Annotated in this window: 16 protein-coding genes; 9 read left to right on the top strand and 7 right to left on the bottom strand. The window is 51.2% G+C overall.

All coding sequences use genetic code 11. From position 1 onward, the window contains the following. Both LX87_RS15995 and LX87_RS15990 read left to right on the top strand, forming a co-directional pair. Positions 1-1209, top strand: a complete 1209-nt coding sequence (locus LX87_RS15995; RefSeq protein ID WP_111629278.1) for an alpha/beta hydrolase family protein — start codon at positions 1-3, stop codon at positions 1207-1209. Positions 1210-1336: 127 nt separating this feature from the next. After that, complete coding sequence (locus LX87_RS15990) at positions 1337-1666, top strand: hypothetical protein (protein ID WP_111629277.1); 330 nt, start codon at positions 1337-1339, stop codon at positions 1664-1666. A gap of 111 nt (positions 1667-1777) precedes the next feature. Here LX87_RS15990 and LX87_RS15985 read toward each other — a convergent pair whose 3' ends face one another. The 3 genes from LX87_RS15985 to LX87_RS15975 form a co-directional block, all read right to left on the bottom strand. Continuing rightward, complete coding sequence (locus tag LX87_RS15985; RefSeq protein ID WP_111629276.1) at positions 1778-2911, bottom strand: endo-1,4-beta-xylanase; 1134 nt, start codon at positions 2909-2911, stop codon at positions 1778-1780. Positions 2912-2966: 55 nt separating this feature from the next. After that, positions 2967-4145, bottom strand: a complete 1179-nt coding sequence (locus LX87_RS15980; RefSeq protein WP_111629275.1) for an aldose epimerase family protein — start codon at positions 4143-4145, stop codon at positions 2967-2969. Between the two features lie 98 nt (positions 4146-4243). Continuing rightward, the gene (locus tag LX87_RS15975) at positions 4244-4453 is read right to left on the bottom strand and encodes a hypothetical protein (RefSeq protein ID WP_111629274.1); all 210 of its coding nucleotides are present in this window, start codon (positions 4451-4453) and stop codon (positions 4244-4246) included. 175 nt (positions 4454-4628) lie between these two features. On the opposite strand from LX87_RS15975, the gene moaD reads away from it, so the two are divergent. After that, positions 4629-4877: a molybdopterin converting factor subunit 1 gene (moaD, locus tag LX87_RS15970; protein WP_111629273.1), complete on the top strand. Its 249-nt coding sequence runs from the start codon at positions 4629-4631 to the stop codon at positions 4875-4877. A gap of 107 nt (positions 4878-4984) precedes the next feature. Continuing rightward, positions 4985-5395, top strand: coding sequence for a molybdenum cofactor biosynthesis protein MoaE (locus LX87_RS15965; protein WP_111629272.1), 411 nt, complete (start codon positions 4985-4987; stop codon positions 5393-5395). Positions 5396-5403: 8 nt separating this feature from the next. Here the strand turns inward: LX87_RS15965 and LX87_RS15960 are convergent, their stop codons facing one another. Next, the gene (locus tag LX87_RS15960) at positions 5404-6585 is read right to left on the bottom strand and encodes an endonuclease/exonuclease/phosphatase family protein (protein WP_111629271.1); all 1182 of its coding nucleotides are present in this window, start codon (positions 6583-6585) and stop codon (positions 5404-5406) included. A 243-nt stretch (positions 6586-6828) separates the two neighbouring features. Here LX87_RS15960 and rimP point away from each other — a divergent pair, with 243 nt between their 5' ends. Together rimP and nusA are read left to right on the top strand one after the other, a co-directional pair. Continuing rightward, complete coding sequence (gene rimP / locus LX87_RS15955; RefSeq protein WP_111629270.1) at positions 6829-7308, top strand: ribosome maturation factor RimP; 480 nt, start codon at positions 6829-6831, stop codon at positions 7306-7308. 101 nt (positions 7309-7409) lie between these two features. Continuing rightward, complete coding sequence (gene nusA, locus LX87_RS15950; protein WP_111629861.1) at positions 7410-8654, top strand: transcription termination factor NusA; 1245 nt, start codon at positions 7410-7412, stop codon at positions 8652-8654. Positions 8655-8977: 323 nt separating this feature from the next. On the opposite strand, the gene LX87_RS29375 is transcribed toward nusA, so the two are convergent. Then, positions 8978-9298 carry a hypothetical protein gene (locus LX87_RS29375; RefSeq protein ID WP_374755134.1) on the bottom strand — a complete coding sequence of 107 codons (321 nt, stop codon included), beginning with the start codon at positions 9296-9298 and terminating at the stop codon, positions 8978-8980. Between the two features lie 23 nt (positions 9299-9321). On the opposite strand from LX87_RS29375, the gene infB reads away from it, so the two are divergent. The 3 genes from infB to LX87_RS15935 all read left to right on the top strand — a co-directional run bounded on the left by infB (position 9322) and on the right by LX87_RS15935 (position 15151). Continuing rightward, positions 9322-12150 (top strand): translation initiation factor IF-2, encoded by a 2829-nt coding sequence (gene infB / locus LX87_RS15945; RefSeq protein WP_374755133.1) that lies wholly within the window; start codon positions 9322-9324, stop codon positions 12148-12150. Between the two features lie 71 nt (positions 12151-12221). After that, positions 12222-12932: a metallophosphoesterase gene (locus LX87_RS15940; RefSeq protein ID WP_111629268.1), complete on the top strand. Its 711-nt coding sequence runs from the start codon at positions 12222-12224 to the stop codon at positions 12930-12932. Between the two features lie 143 nt (positions 12933-13075). Continuing rightward, on the top strand, positions 13076-15151 hold the full coding sequence (locus LX87_RS15935; protein WP_111629267.1) for a BatA domain-containing protein: 2076 nt from the start codon (positions 13076-13078) through the stop codon (positions 15149-15151). An 8-nt stretch (positions 15152-15159) separates the two neighbouring features. Here LX87_RS15935 and LX87_RS15930 read toward each other — a convergent pair whose 3' ends face one another. Together LX87_RS15930 and fmt are read right to left on the bottom strand one after the other, a co-directional pair. Then, on the bottom strand, positions 15160-15669 hold the full coding sequence (locus LX87_RS15930) for a dihydrofolate reductase (RefSeq protein WP_111629266.1): 510 nt from the start codon (positions 15667-15669) through the stop codon (positions 15160-15162). A 4-nt stretch (positions 15670-15673) separates the two neighbouring features. Beyond that, positions 15674-16585 carry a methionyl-tRNA formyltransferase gene (fmt, locus tag LX87_RS15925; protein WP_262511081.1) on the bottom strand — a complete coding sequence of 304 codons (912 nt, stop codon included), beginning with the start codon at positions 16583-16585 and terminating at the stop codon, positions 15674-15676. Positions 16586-16841 lie beyond the last annotated feature (256 nt).

Here is a 16841-nt window from a genome sequence, read left to right as displayed (position 1 = left end):
ATGGCACTTAATCGCAAGGAGTTTCTGCTATCACTCCTCCTATCCACTACGGTCTTTCTGTCCGGTTGTAAAAACGAAAACGGCAAAGACCCGGACCCCGAGCCAGATGCCTACTTAGTGAGCAGTTCGGAGATTCGGTCACTCACCAACGATCAATTGGTGGCTCAGGTCGGGCGGCAGCTTCCGGCTTCGATTCAGGCGTTGATCTCGAAAGCCCTGGTTCACGACGTGAAGGTTTACAAGCTGGTTTATAACACCACCCTACCCGACGGAACAGCCACAAAAGCGTCGGGAGCCCTCATTGTTCCGCAAACCACTACTGCTGTTCCAATGCTCAGTCAGCAGCACGCTACCATTCAGGATGATGCCGATGCCCCTTCGAACTTCGGCCCGAACAGTGATGCGGCTTTTGGTGGTACGCTGTTTGCCTCTATGGGATTTATTCTGGCTTGCCCGGATTACATCGGCTACGGGGAAACGAAAAATCTGCCGCATCTCTACGAACACCGCGAGAGTCTGGCGACGACATCGCTGGATATGCTCCGGGCGGCCAGGGAGTTTATCAGGAAAAATTCGATCAAATGGGATGAGCGGCTGTTCCTGACCGGCTATTCCGAAGGCGGTTTTGCGACGATGTCGTTGCAGAAAAAAATCGAGGAAGAATTCCCGTCCGAATTCAAGCTGGTTGCTTCCAGCATGGGCGCGGGTGCCTACCACAAATCGGCATTTATGAAGTACATTATAAACGAGAAAACGCACGGTATTGCCAGCTATAACCAGTTGTACCTGTGGACGCTGCTCACCTACAACAACGTGTATAAGCTGAACCGGCCGATGAGTTATTATCTGAAAGAACCGTATGCCACCCAGGTAACACAGAACGGTATTAATACCGACATCCAGATGAGCATCAGCGATGCCTTCACCGACAGCTTTAAAAAGGCCATCAACGACGGCACGGATACCGGTTTTCTGAACGCGGTTAAAGACAACGATGTATATGACTGGAAGCCCAAAACACCGACGACGCTGTATCATGGCACGGCCGACAACCTCGTGTTTTACTTTAATTCGGAAGATGCCGAAAAGGCCATGAAGGCCCGGGGCGCTACCAACGTGAAGCTCGAGCCCCTGAAAGGAAGGGATCATTATACCGGCGTAGCGGATTACCTACTGGGTACGTTCTTTACGCTCACAAATCTTAAATAATCAGTAGTTTAACGGATTATTCAGCTAAAAACCTTCCCGATCCGGGAAGGTTTTTATGTTTTTGCCCAACATTTCCCGGGCCACGCTGGTTATTTATAACAGACTATAAATCATACCAACAAACGTCATGAAAAAATTATGGATAGCTGCATTGCTGACCGTATTCGGGTTAACAGCCAATGCACAAACGGTAAAACAGGAAGCAAAGGAAAGCGCACATCATGCAGGCCAGGCCGTTGATAAAGCCGCTGACAATGTAGCACACGAAGCTCGTGAGACGAAGCAGGAAGCGAAACAGAAAGCGAAAAAAGCGGGCAGGAAAATAGACAATGCTGCCGATAATGCGGGCGATGAAATCCGTGAAACGTCGAAAGAAACCAAGCAAAAAGCGCGGGATGCGAAGAAAAACGCTGGCAAAAAATTAGAAAAAGCCGGCGAAAAATTGCAGGACAACTAAGCTGTAGGTCGGAAACGGTATTACAAGGCTGAACGGTTTAAATGGCTAGGTTAAGTGGCTTTCTGAATAAGAACCCTGAACAATCCTGACCATTTAAACCGTTTGGCTTTTTTATTTGCCCGTCATCTTCTTGATGAAAGCCGTTTCGGCCGGAATGTAGGGCTGCCCGTTTTCCCGGAAAATATCGTGGAACCAGACCGGCGGTTCGGCCGTATACTGCTTCTGCCACGAATCCCAGGGGAAAATCGTGTTTGACTTCCCGGAAACAAAACCCCAGTTCATCATTCCCACTTTTTCGGCTTTAGCAATCGGCAGGCTCCCTTCAAAGGTGCTGCCCGCCGGACGAGCCATGTATTCCGTACAAATCAGGGGCCGTCCGAATTTCTTAAGTTCCGTAATTCGTTTTTGAAATTCGGCGGGCGGACCGTAGTTATGGAAGGTAATCACGTCGGAGTTCTGCACCAGAAAACGGTTCATGTCATCCATTTTTTCCAAAGACGACCAGTCGCCTTTCCAGGGAGCCGCCGTGATGGGCTGCGTTGGGTTTGCTTCCCGCGCCCAGCCAAAACCGGCTTTCACCAGTTCAGCGCCCAATTGCGCTTTGTTCGGCAGTTCAGTTTTGATGCTGCCGTTGCGGCCGTAGCTGTTGGCATTGTCGTTGTCCGGTTCGTTGACGATGTCCCAGGCCAGAATCCGGTCATCGGTTCTAAACGAACTCACAATGTCTTTGACGTAACTCCGTAGGCTTTCCCACTGGCTTTTATCGCTCAGAATGGCGGCTCCCGGCCCCTGCACCCAACCGGAATTATGGCGGCCCAGCACCGGTTCGTGCTGTTTGCCCGGCTTCGGCTGTGGGTCCCAGCACGAATCGAACAACACCAGCATGGGCTTGATCTTGTGGTTGGCACACAGCGTCAGAAACGCGTCAATCCGTTTTTTAAAACCCGCAGCGTCCTGCCGCCACACCATATCGTGCAGAAACACCCGCATGGTGTTCATTCCCAGACTCTCGGCGTAGCCCAACTCTTTGTCGATGGTTTTCGGATCGAAGCTTTCAGCCTGCCACATTTCGAGTTGATTGATGGCGGTGGCGGGCATATAGTTACTCCCCACCAGCCAGGGTTGGCGGTTGTACCAATCGTTCGCTTTCTGCGCGGTCCACTGCTGCGCCATCGTCTGGAGCGACACCAGCGCCAGCAAAACAACAGTGGCAATTTTTATTCTAAATCCAATTCTGTTTTTCATACGGCAATAAATCTGGCTGCCAGCGGCTTATGAAGCCACTGGCAACTCTCTGTTGTTATTTAACCGAAAACCGGTATTCAGTGGTCGTTTTGTAGGTTTCGCCGGGTTTCAGCACCACGCTTGGGAAGTTGGCGTGATTGGGAGAATCGGGAAAATGCTGCGTCTCCAGACAGAAAGCGTTGCGTTTTTCGTACGCCTTACCGGATTTGCCCGTTGCTTTTCCGTCCAGGAAATTCCCACCGTAGAACTGCACACCCGGCTCCGTGGTCAGTACGTCCATCGAGATACCGGTCTTGGGCGACGTTGCCGTAGCAATTAAACGCGGTTGGGCAGTTTGTCCGCCATTCAGAACGAGGTTGTGGTCGAAACCGCCCCCGTTTTTAATCTGCGGGTGATCCACATCCTGGCGCTCGCCGATGGCAACGGGTTTGCGCAGATCGAACGGTGTTCCCTCCACCGGAGCCAGTTCGCCCGTCGGAATCAGCGTGGCGTCAACCGGCGTGTAGCGGTCGGCATTGATCTGAATCAGGTGGTCGGCTACCGAGCCCGAACCTTCGCCGTTCAGGTTGAAATAAGCGTGGTTGGTCAGATTGACGACGGTATTTTTGTCGGTCGTGGCCTGGTACTCAATCCGGATACCGTTGTCGTCGGTCAGCGTATAGGTTACATCGACCGTTAGGGTACCGGGGTAACCCTCTTCCCCATCCTGTGAAACGTAGTGCAGTTTCAGAGCATTATTGCCCACGGGCGTAGCGTCCCACATTCTGGCGTTAAAGCCTTTCTTGCCACCGTGCAGCGAGTTAGGACCGTTGTTGATTGGCAGCTTGTACGTTTTACCGTCGAGCGTAAACTGCCCTTTTGCAATCCGGTTGCCATACCGTCCGACGAGCGTGCCAAAGAACGATTCCTTTGCCAGATAATCGTCGATGCTGCTGTGTCCCAGCGTGACATCCACCATGTTACCGTCTTTATCGGGCACCAGAATACTGACCATCCGACCGCCGTAGTTGGTAATGGCGACTTTCATGCCTTTGGCGTTGGTCAAAACATACAGATCATTTTGTTTGCCATCAATTTCTTTCTGAAAACGCGAACGTTCGGGCAGACCGCTGGCTGAATCGGCGGCTGCTGTGCTTGTACTATCCGACATGGTTGAAGATTCTTGGTTCTTTTGGGAGTTATTACAGCCGACCAGCATGCCCAGCAGGACGGCGGAAAGAAGGAGTTGTTTCATAAAGAATGTAAAGGTGTTGGGTATAATTTCACTGACGACGGATTCCTTCGTACGGATTGAACAGCCGACTGCCAAATATCAAACTTATTTTGTAAAAACTACAATCCTAATTCTTTCGGATTAACCCCGGTATCGTTGGCCGACATCCGAAAAATGGCCAGTATTTCTTCGTAGCTGAACAACCGTCCGCTGATGTAGTCCTGTTCCTCGGGGTCGGCAAAACCTTGTTTTTCGTGCAAATCCCGGATATTGGCGTAAACCGTTATTAACACATCCTGGAAAAATTCCTTGAATTGCGGGTCCGTCATAAGGTTGAAAATAAAAGGTTAACGGGTTTAAAGAACGCAAAGTCTTCTGATCGTCTGAATTAACCAACGGTTTTTAATCATTTATTCAGTGGCCGTTCACCCATACTATCGTCTGAAGCATTAAAACCGTTAGTAGCTCTCTCTTTTCAATGATTCCTTTTGTATCTTTGATGGTATGAGCAATCGAGTTTCTGTTCTGCTTTTCGGTATTACGCGTGAGATTGTCGGCTCGCCGGCCCTTACGCTCGACCTACCCCAAACCGGTCAGGTAGGCGATCTATTATTCCATTTAAAAGAGCAATATCCCGCCCTGAACGGCCTTCGCTCGCTGCTGGTGGCTGTCAACGGTGAATACGCCGAAACGGACCAGGCCCTGCGCCCCAACGACGAAATTGCCCTCATCCCGCCCGTCAGCGGAGGATAACATGAGTGAAGAATTAAGAGTTATGAGTGAAGAATTTTTATGGTGCCTCCCTCCAGCAGGTGCCCTTCATAACTCTTAACTCATCACTCTTAACTCTTCATTCCTTTATGGTTTCGATTACGACTGATCCGATTGATATGAATGCGGCTTACCAGTACGTTGCTACAGATGCGGCTGGGGCCATCACGTTTTTCTTTGGTACCGTTCGCGACAACACCAAAGACCGCCCCGTCGAACGGCTGGAATACGAAGCCTACGACCGGATGGCGCTGGCCAAAATGCAGGAAATTGCCGACGAAGCCTGCCAGCGGTGGGATGTTCGGAAGTACGCGATTATTCACCGGAAAGGCAACCTGGCCATCGGCGAAATGGCTGTCCTGATTGCCGTTGCTACCCCGCACCGGGCCGACGCCTTCGATGCCTGCCGCTACATCATCGACACCCTGAAACAACAGGTTCCAATCTGGAAAAAAGAGATTTTTGAAGATGGCCAGGTCTGGGTGGACGCGCACCCCTGATCCCGCCTTTAGAAATCAAATTCTACGTGGGTTTTCGGGCGCCGGTCCCGGCTGATTTCGCGCGGCCTAATGGCATACTTCGCCATAATCGGGTAATGGTCGGAATATTTAACCTCGCGGTAGGTAATATAATTGAGCGGTTCCAGGAAGCGGGCGTTGTAAAACTGGTTGTCGATGCGAAGGAAACCCGGGGCTTTGTTGAAACTAAAACCAAACCCGCGGCCCGCATCTTCAAAGGCATTCCGCAGAATCCGGCGCAGTTTCCCGTAACTAAAGCTATACGGCGTATCGTTAAAGTCACCGCAAATAATGACGGGGTGCGGGCTGTTCCGGTAGTATTCCTCCACCCGGTTAATCTGATTCCGGCGCAGCGTCAGGCCCTGCCGAAGCTGGCGTAACACCCCCTGCGTATTTCGTTTGACCCGGCTCCGTTGCTCCTCATCCAGCATACCACCCACCCGAATTCCCATCGACTGCAAATGGAGGCTGATTACCCGGACGGTGTCGGTATTTACTTTCACATCGGCCCAGACAAGGCCGTTGAAATGATCAAAAATTTCTTCCCCGCGTTTCACAATAGGATGCCTTGAAAACAGCGCAACTCCAATAAACTTCCCCGGTTCTTTTTCCATTCCTTTCCGGTCGGGAGGGTGAAGAATGGCGTAGTATGGATAACCGGCCCGTTCCAGCCGCCGGATTGTTCGAAAGACAAACGAATTGTCGTCGTTATAAAATTCCTGAAAACACTTCACATCCGACGGTTCTTTCAGCACCCAGTCGATCATGGCGTTGGCGTCGTCGGGGTGTTGGGTATCCACTACATCGTATCGATTGAACCCCATTACATTGTAACTCATGACCTGAAGCGTCGGCCACTTTTCGCTGTTATCATTAGGCTGATTGTACGTAAATGTGCGTCGCCAGAACGGAATTCCGATCAACAGAGTCAGGACGGGAAGCAGCGCCCGCCAGGGTTTTACCAGCAGCCAGAACAGAATAAAGAACAGATTAAAAGCCCACGCGATCGGTAATGAAATCATGAAAATACCGCCTATCCAATGTCCGATCGGGACTTCGTAAAGGAGATAATAAACCAGAAGTGTATACAGAAACAACAACAAGTTTAACGACCAGAACAACGACGAAAAAAACGACGAAACCAGTACGCCAAGCCTAAGCGAAAATTTCATACGACGAGTAAAATGGGTGCGGGTCAGGCAAACCGACTTTAATTCAGTAACGTAAGGAGAAGGGCGAATGCGTACAAAGTTACGAACGTTTGTTTGGAAAATAGCCCGTTCAATCAGTCCGAAAAATTGTTAAGTTCCGATTATCAATTTGATTGGGAAACAATTCATAAAATGTTTATCTTTGCAACACTTATCAGCATTTATGCATGGCAGGGAGTTTTCAACTCCCTTTTTTGTTAATTTATGGATGTAAAGGCGAAAGTTAACGAACTGTTACAGCCGTATCTGAACGAAGATCAGTATTTTGTCGTTGATATTCAGGTATCCCCTTCCCGTATTCGTGCCAAAATAACCGTTCTGCTGGATAGCGATACCGGAATTACGATTGAAGAATGCGCAAGGATCAGCCGGAAGTTGGGTAACCAACTGGAAGAGCTTGAAATTTTTGACGGACAGCCCTTTACCCTGGAAGTCTCATCGCCGGGAGTCGACGAACCGCTGGTTTTGAGACGTCAATACCTGAAAAATGTGGGTCGCGAAATTGAAGTGTTACTGAACGACGGTCAGACGCGCAAAGGAAAGTTGGAAAGCGTTGGCGAAGAAGCGATTATTATTACCGAAAAGCCGCTAAAAAAACCAAAGAAAAACGATCCGCCAATTGAACCAACGGAAATACCGTTTGCTGAAATTAAAAAGAGCACAATACAAATTTCATTTAAATAAGCGTGTCGGTTTCAATGTAGCGTTTTCAGTTAGTAGTTTCTGTTTGTTCTGACTGGAAGCCCGCTACTGAAAACTATACCTAAAAACCGAAAATTGCAATGATGGATAGCGGAATACTCATTGAGTCGTTTGCAGAGTTTGCACGGTCAAAAAACATTGACCGCCCGACCATGATCAAAATTCTGGAAGATGTATTCCGGACAATGATTCGCAAAAAATACGGCACGGACGAAAACTTTGATGTCATCATCAATGCCGAAAGTGGTGACCTCGAAATGTGGCGCACCCGCGAGATTGTCGATGACGATTCGGAAGACATCTGGGATTATGACAAAATCCCGCTGTCAGAAGCCCGTAAAATTCAGGCTGACTTTGAAGTCGGTGAAGAAGTTGCCGAAGAAGTTAAATTAGAGGATTTTGGCCGGCGGGTGGTTCAAACGGCCCGGCAAACGCTGATTCAGAAGATCAAGGATCTGGAAAAAGAGATCCTGTACGATAAATATAAAAATCAGGTGGGCGATTTGCTGAATGCAGAAGTCTATCAATTGCTTAAAAATGAAGTAATTTTGCTCGACAGCGAAGGCAATGAAATCAGCCTTCCGAAAGGTGAGCAAATTCCGAAAGACCGGTATCGGAAAGGCGAAACGACCAAAGCCGTCGTCCACCGCGTTGAAATGATCAACGGTACGCCCAAGATCATTCTGTCGCGTACGTCGCCGGTCTTTTTAGAGCGCCTGTTTGAAAACGAAATTCCGGAGATTTACGACGGCCTGATTTCCATTCGCCGGATCGTCCGCGAACCGGGTGAGCGGGCTAAAGTGGCCGTTGAATCCTATGACGACCGGATCGACCCGGTTGGTGCCTGCGTCGGGATGAAAGGATCGCGAATCCACAGCATCGTCCGGGAACTGGGCAACGAAAACATTGACGTTATCAATTATACCGATAACTTCGAGCTGTTAATCAGCCGGGCCTTAAGTCCGGCCAAAATTAGTTCCATGCAAATTGACCGCGACGCCAAACGCGTGTCGGTTTTTCTGAAACCCGATCAGGTTTCACTGGCCATCGGAAAAGGTGGACAGAACATCAAACTGGCCGGACGGCTGGTGGGCATGGAGATCGATGTATTCCGCGATGTCGAAGGCCAGGAAGACGATGAAGACGTTGATTTGTCAGAATTCAGCGATGAAATCGATACCTGGATGATCGACGAACTACGTCGGGTGGGTCTGGACACCGCCAAAAGTGTGCTGGCCCGTTCGAAAGAAGAACTCGTCCGGATGACCGATCTGGAAGAGGATACAATTGAAGAGATCCTGGGGATTTTACGCCAGGAATTTGAGTAATAATGAGGAAGGATTAGTGATGGATGATGAATTAAGTTTGTCCATTCATCGTTCATCATATATAGTTCATCATTAAAAGTGCTGTTTTTCATTCTAAACCATTTGTATGGCAGAAGATAAATCCATGCGCCTTAGCCAAGTGGCAAAAATACTCGGAGTAGGTTCGTCTACTGTGGTGAGTCGTCTTTCTGCCAAAGGGATTAAGGTTGATAGTAACCCTAACGGCAAGATTTCCAATGAGCAGGTGGAAATCTTGGCAAAAGAATTCGGTAATACAGAACTATTGAATGGTGGGGCGGCCCGCAAGCCGGCTCCTGAACCCGTTATGCCCGAACCAAAACGTCGGGATGACGATGATTTGCCACAATATTTCCGCAGTGAGCCCCCCCGGCCTTCTCAGCAGCCGGCATCACCGCCACCGGCGCCCACTCCGGTTGTTCCAAAACCCGCGCCCGTACAGGAAACGCCAGTTGTGCCAGAACCACAACCCGTTGCTCCGCAACCCGCGCCGGTTGTTGCAGAAAAACCCGTAACACCCGAGCCGAAACCTGAACCCAAGCCCGTGACGCCATCACCCGCGCCCGAGCCAGTCGAAGCTCGTCAGCAGCCCGAACCGGCTGAACCACGCGAAACGCCGGCGGCAAAACCCGAACCGGTTGCTCCGCCAATGGCTGAGAAAAAACCGGAACCGGTTGCCCAACCAGCACCACCAACACCGGTTACGCCAGCGCCACCGGTAGAAACACCACAGGCTGTAACTCCACCACCGGCTCCGGCTCCCCAGTCAGACCAGCCAGAATCTAAGGAAACAGCCGGATCTGATCTGTCGAGCCCCCGTTTGCCTGGACTAACGGTATTGGGCAAAATTGATCTGGAACGTAAGCCATCACCGCGGCCCAATGATTCGAACCCGCGACACCAGCACGCCAATCGGGGTGATGGAAACCGGCATAACGGTCCGCGGCCAGACGGCCCCCGGCCCGAAGGTTCACGCCCGGATAACCGACAAGGTCAGTCTCCGAACCGCAATGACGGTTCACGCGACCGGCGACCGGATCGGCCCGGAAGTCAGGGTCAGGAGAACCGTCCGGACCGTAACCGTCCACAGGACAACCGTGGGCAGCAACAGCCGCAGCCCCGTCCGGTTGAACCTCGTCCAACCCCTCCAGCTCCAGTTCCCGCACCCCGTGCGGAACAGCCGGAGACAGAACCCGATGTTCCTATTGAAACCATCCGTGGCCGAGGGGAACAACTGCGTGGACTTACGGTTTTAGGTACCATTGAATTACCGTCTGAGCGCTCTAAAAAGCAAACCGGTCCGGTCGCATCAACCGATGATCGCGATAAGAAACGGAAACGCAAGCGGCTCCGTCGTGATCCCGTCAGCGGTGCTACTCCCGCAGGAGGAGCCGCCCAACCCCAACAGGGCCAGGGTGCTCCGCGAAACCGGGATGCGAATCGTAACCAACCCGGTCAGGGACAGAATACAGGCCAAGGACAGGGTCAGGCTGCTAAACCTGCTAATACGGGTGGCGCACAAGCCAAAGGAAAAACAGGCGGACGGAATACACGCGACCGCCGGGATGAGCCGACTGAACGCGAAGTAAAAGATTCGATCCGCGCTACACAGGCCCGGATGACCGGTAACAAACCGAACCGTGGGGCCGACCGTCGCCGGGATCGTCGTATGGAACGGGCCGAACGGGAACGCGAGCGTCTTGACCAGGAAAACGAAGAAGCAAAAATCCTGAAAGTAACCGAATTCGTATCGGCAAACGATCTGGCTTCGCTGATGAGTGTTTCGGTCAACGATGTAATTGCTACCTGTATGAGTCTGGGGATGTTTGTATCCATCAACCAGCGGCTCGATGCAGAAGCTATTACGGTAATTGCCGACGAGTTCGACTATGAAGTACAGTTTGTATCGGCTGAAGAAGAAATCGAATCCAGCCTGGTAGAAGAACCTGATGATGAGGCAGATCTACAGCCCCGCGCTCCGATTGTAACCATCATGGGTCACGTTGACCACGGTAAAACGTCTTTGCTCGACTACATTCGCCGGACGCGCGTTGCAGCCGGGGAAGCTGGTGGGATTACGCAGCACATTGGTGCTTACAGCGTAAAAACAGACGACGACCGGATGATTACCTTCCTCGATACGCCGGGTCACGAAGCCTTTACGGCCATGCGGGCACGGGGTGCGAAGGTTACTGACGTGGTTATTATCGTGATTGCTGCCGACGATAGCGTCATGCCGCAAACCCGCGAAGCCATTAACCACGCGCAGGTAGCTGGTGTTCCGATTGTGTTTGCATTCAGCAAGGTTGATAAACCGGGTGCCAATACCGATAAAATCCGGGAAGAACTCTCCCAAATGAATATGCTCGTGGAAGAATGGGGCGGTAAATACCAAACCCAGGAAATTTCCTCGAAATCAGGTCTGGGTATTTCGGAATTGCTGGAGAAAGTCCTGCTCGAAGCCGAACTGCTCGAACTGAAAGCGAATCCGAACAAACGGGCTACTGGTAACGTCATTGAAGCGGAGCTGGACAAAGGTCGGGGTTACGTAACGACCATGCTTGTACAGAATGGTACGCTTCGCCAGGGTGATATTATCCTGGTTGGTGCCCACTTTGGTCGTATCCGCGCCATGACAGGTGATACAGGACAACGTCTGAAAGAAGCCGGTCCTTCAACGCCGGTTCAGATTCTGGGTCTACCCGGAGCACCGCAGGCCGGTGATAAGTTCAACGTCATGGAAACGGAGCGTGAAGCCCGCGAAATTGCAAACAAACGGGAGCAATTGCTGCGTGAGCAGAACATGCGGACTCGTAAGCACATTACACTGGAAGAAATCGGTCGCCGGAAAGCCATCGGTAACTTCAAGGAACTGAACGTTATTGTGAAAGGTGACGTGGACGGTTCGGTGGAAGCGCTCTCCGATTCGTTGCTGCAACTGTCGACGGAAGAAGTACAGGTGAACATCATCCACAAAGCCGTTGGCCAGATTTCTGAGTCGGATATTCTGCTGGCGTCGGCGTCGGATGCGATTATCGTCGGCTTCCAGGTACGGCCTTCCGTTGGCGCTCGCCGTCTGGCCGAACAGGAGCAAATCGAAATCCGTCTGTACTCCATCATCTACGATGCCATCAACGAAGTCCGCGATGCCATGGAAGGTCTGTTGGCACCCACAACCGAAGAGGTTATTGTTGGTAACATCGAGGTTCGGGACGTGTTCAAGATCAGCCGCGTCGGAACGGTCGCCGGTTGTATGGTCACGGATGGTATCATCCGCCGGAACAACAAAGTCCGGGTGGTTCGCGACTTCATCGTGGTGCATACCGGCGAAATCAGCGCCCTGAAACGGTTTAAAGACGATGTCAACGAGGTCCGTACCAATTACGAATGTGGTTTAAGTATCAAGAACTTCAACGACATTCAGGTGGGCGATACCATCGAAAGCTTCGAATTTAAAGAAGTAAAACGTACGTTATAAGTTACTGATTAGTAAGCCGAAAAAGCCTTTACCGCGTCTTGCGGTAAAGGCTTTTTCAATATATTGAGTTTATGAAAATTATCACCATTTCAGATCTCCACGGGCGTGCTGACTGGCTCCGCATCAACGTTGATCAGTACGACAGGGTTATTTTTCTGGGTGATTACACGGACAGTTATGAACTGAGTGACAAGACTATTCTTGAAAATCTGCAACAAATTATCGCGATAAAAGAGAAGTATCCTGATAAAGTTGTCCTGTTGATTGGGAATCATGACGCGCAGTATCTTCATTTCCCCCATTACCGTTGTTCGGGATTTCGGCCCTCTCAGCAACCTGCCTTGACCCATTTATTTACCATGAAGCAATCGCTGTTCCAAATTGCCCATCAGGAAGGAGCTTATCTGTTCACACACGCAGGCGTGTCCAACCGTTGGTTATCGCATTTGCCGAAAGCCGGTTTACGCTTGAACCTGGACCTTGATCCACAGGACCTGAGCCAGTTGGCTCCAGTAATGAATAGGATGCACCAGGACCGGATGCTACGCACAGCGTTATTTGATGTGAGTTACCTGCGGGGCGGTTCCGACGAAGCCGGGGGGCCGGTCTGGGCCGACAAACGGGAAACGTCAACGGATTACCTGCCCGGTTTGCATCAGGTGGTAGGGCACACACCCGTGCCGGAATTTGTGACCATTGGCGACGAAAACGGTTCTATTACCTATACGGATGTTTTGCAAACGCAGGAAGCTTTTTATACGCTTGAAATAAAAGGAGCGTAAAATAGGCTTTTGTCTATTTATTCACCGAAATCCAGCTCATCTGTATTGTTCGTATGCTATTCTTGCTAAATTCGTTACAGCCCGAACAACATTAATTTGTTTGGCCGTTATAAAAGAAAATAATCGTTCCAGCGAACCGTTTGATGAGTTTCCTATATCCTTCTTTTCTGTTTGGGCTACTGGCTGTCTCTGTCCCTGTTGCCATCCATTTATTTAATTTTCGCCGGACGCGCCGGGTGTTTTTCACCAACGTCGCGCTGCTGAAAACCGTCCAGACCGAAACCAAATCGTTCCGGCGGCTAAAGCATTACCTGATTCTGCTGTTCCGGTCGTTGTTTATTATCTGCCTGGTGCTGGCCTTTGCCCAACCGTTTATCCCCAGCAAAAGCCGGTTAGGTCTGTCGCGAACGGGCCTGACGAGTCTGTACCTCGACAACTCGTACAGCATGCAGAATGAACTGAACGAGAAGCGGTATCTCGACATCGCCACCAGCAAGCTGGATCAACTCCTGGGACTTTTCCGCAACGCCACTTCGCTGCAACTGGTTACTAACGACTTCAGCAGTCAGGAGCAAACCGTTGGAACGGCCGATGCACTCCGCGACCGCGTTACCACCATCCGGTTTGCGCACACACCCCGCACGCTGGCGGATGTATACCGTCGGCAACTGAACCTGCTGGCCACCAATAACCCCAGCGGTCCGAACCAGTTGTTCTGGTTTTCGGATTTCCAGAAAAGCACCGTCGGCGACCTGTCCCGGCTGAAAATCGACACCACCAACCGGCTTTTTCTGGTCCCTCTGGAAACCCAGCCTACCAAAAATGTTTTCGTGGATTCCGTCTGGCTCAGTACCCCGTTTATCCGCGAATTGCAAAACAACACGCTCAACGTTCGGGTCCGGAACAGTGGCGAGGAGTCGGTACGGAACCTGCCCATTAAATTGTTTATCGATCAGACCCAGGTTTCGACGGCTTCGGTAACGCTGCCGGGTAAGGGAGCCGCTACCGCCAGTCTGAATTTCAATGTGACCCAGAAAGGATTCCGGCGCGGACGCATTACGTTTGAGGATTACCCGATTACCTTCGATAACGAGTACCATTTCGTCATTCAGGCATCACCGTCCATCCGGGTTCTTCACCTCTATGACCAGAAAACCGAGGCCAATTACGTTGAAAACGTTTACGGTAATGACAGTTTGTTTGTTCGGCAGAGCTTTAGCGCCCAGAATGTGGACGTAGGCCAGTTCAAAACCGCCGATTTAGTGGTTCTGGAAGGACTCAATCAGGTTGGTGGAACCCTGCGCAGTGAACTCGAACGGTTTGTTCGTCAGGGCGGCAGTCTGGTCGTGATTCCGCCAACCACCCCAAACGCCACTGCCTGGTCGTCGTTTCTGGCAAGTCTGGGGGCAGGTGGTTTGCAGACCCAGACTCCTCCCCTGCCTCCTTCCCAACCGCTATCGGCACCGAACCGCCAGAATCCGTTCTTCCGGGATATTTTTGAACGCACCAACCAGCAGGGGATCGAAAACCTGCCAAACGCCGTGCCGGTCTGGCAGTGGCGGGTTGTGGGCGAACGGCTGCTGACGCTCCGCAATGGCACACCTTTCCTGACGCAATCCCGGGCGGGCGGATCGGCGGGTGGTCAGGTGTATATTTTTGCCAGTCCTTTGAATACCGAATACGGAAACATTGCCCAACACGCGCTGTTTGTGCCTATCATGTACAAAATTGCGGCTTTAAGCGTACGGCCCCAACGCACGGCTTACTCGTTCGATGAGAACACCATTGATATTACGGTCAGTGATGCCTCCCCCAACGCCGTCTATAAATTGAAGCGCGACAAACTGGAGATTATTCCTGTACAACGCGTGAACGGCACACAACTGATTATGGAACTCCCCAAAAGCAACCAGTTGAACGACGGCCAGCAACTGGCTTCGGGGTATTATGAATTGCAACTGAACGGTAAAACGGAGAAGCTGCTGGCGTTTAACCACGGCAACCGGGAGTCGCAGATGGACTTTTACAAACCCGACGAGCTCCGGCGCATCTTTACCGGCCAACCCAATGTACAGATTTTTGACAGCATTCAGGACGACGATTTCGTGGACGAACTGCGTCAGCAAAACCTCGGCACCAACCTGTGGAAATATTTTGTGATTGCCGCCCTGGTTTTCCTGCTGGCTGAAGTAGTCGTCATTCGGTTGATGAGAGGATAACGAACTCCTTACTGCCGTAAGGATTCCCGCTTTCGCTCCCAGATCACAAAATCAAACGCCACCGCGTGCCGGTCGTCGGCGGGGTGATGATGCCGGCTGATTTCCTGCCATTCCGCTTTGTCAAACTCCGGAAACCGGGTATCTCCTTCGAAGGCTGCTTTCACTTCCGTGAGGTACAGCCGGTCTACGATTGGAAGGGCCTGCCGGTAGATTTCAGCTCCGCCGATCACGAATATTTCGGTAACGGCCGTTTTCCGGGCTTCTGACAACGCTTTTTCCAACGAATCAACAGCTACAACGCCGTCGGGTTGATAATCAGGGTTGCGGGTAATGACGATATTCAGGCGGTTTGGCAACGGTTTTCCCAGCGACTCGAACGTTTTTCGGCCCATCAGCACCGGGTGTCCGGACGTCGTTTGTTTGAAGTATCTGAAGTCGTCAGGCAAGTGCCACACCAACTCATTTTCCTGCCCGATAACCCCGTTTTCGGCAACAGCGGCAATTAAACTAAGTAACATTCGTTCAGATTTTATTCCCCCGAAAATATTCCTCAATAGTCATTTTCCGTTTACCCTCGGCCTGCAATTCCTCCACTGACAACCAGCCATCTTCGGCCTTGACGAGCAGTGTCTTTTTTTCATCCGAATACGCTTCACCGGGTTCCGCCGAAAAAGGTGACTGATCAGTCGTCGAGACCGCATAAATCTTGTATATCTTCCCGTTGATTTTCGTCCAGGCTGTTGGATAAGGTGACATACCCCGCACAAAATCACGAACCGCTTCAGCCGACTGGAACCAGTTGATTTCGCAGGTTTCGCGGTGAATTTTCGGCGCCATTTTGAGGTCTTCAACGGCGGGCTGCGGAATGCGCGGATACGTCCCGGACTCAATTGCCCGAACGGTTTTCAGTACCAACCCGGCTCCCCGCTCCATCAGTCGGTCGTGGAGCGTTCCGGCGGTATCCTGCGTATAAATCGGTTCGGTTTCCTGAAAAATCATCTGACCGGTATCAATTTCCTTTTCAATGAAAAACGTCGTCACACCGGTTTCTTTTTCGCCGTTGATGATGGCCCAGTTGATCGGGGCCGCTCCCCGATACTGCGGAAGCAACGAAGCGTGCAGGTTGAAGGTGCCGATTCGGGGCATGGCCCAAACCACTTCCGGCAGCATCCGAAATGCAACAACCACCTGTAAATCTGCCTGATAGCTCTGCAACTGCTCCAGAAATACCGGATCACGCAGTTTCTCTGGTTGTAATACCGGGACACCGGCAGCCACAGCCGCCCGTTTCACAGGCGATTCGGTCAGTTGCTGCCCGCGTCCGGCGGGTCGATCGGGAGCCGTCACAACAGCCACAACCTGGCAGCCGTCGTCCAGCAGTTTACGCAGGCTGGCAACCGCAAAATCCGGCGTACCCATGAATATGATGCGCAAAGAATTACTTCTCAAAACCGTAACTAGTTATTTGCTCGAATTGCTGATTGGAGCGTTGGGAGAATCCCACGGAATTGTTATTTTTGTTCTCCTGAGTTCCACTATGAGTAGTCGAACAGTTATCCATACGATTCCGCAGAAAGGTTCCTGACGCTTCCTACAAAGAAACAAGATTTTGTATGGAGAACGGTCAGCGAACCGTTCTTTTCTTTTTTTGTAGCCATTCGAACACAAGCAGCTACATCAGGAACCGTAG

Source organism: Larkinella arboricola, assembly GCF_003259745.1.
Lineage (GTDB): Bacteria > Bacteroidota > Bacteroidia > Cytophagales > Spirosomataceae > Larkinella > Larkinella arboricola.
The sequence above is the reverse complement of the archived record's forward strand: the minus strand, read 5'-3'. Positions and strand labels throughout refer to the sequence as shown.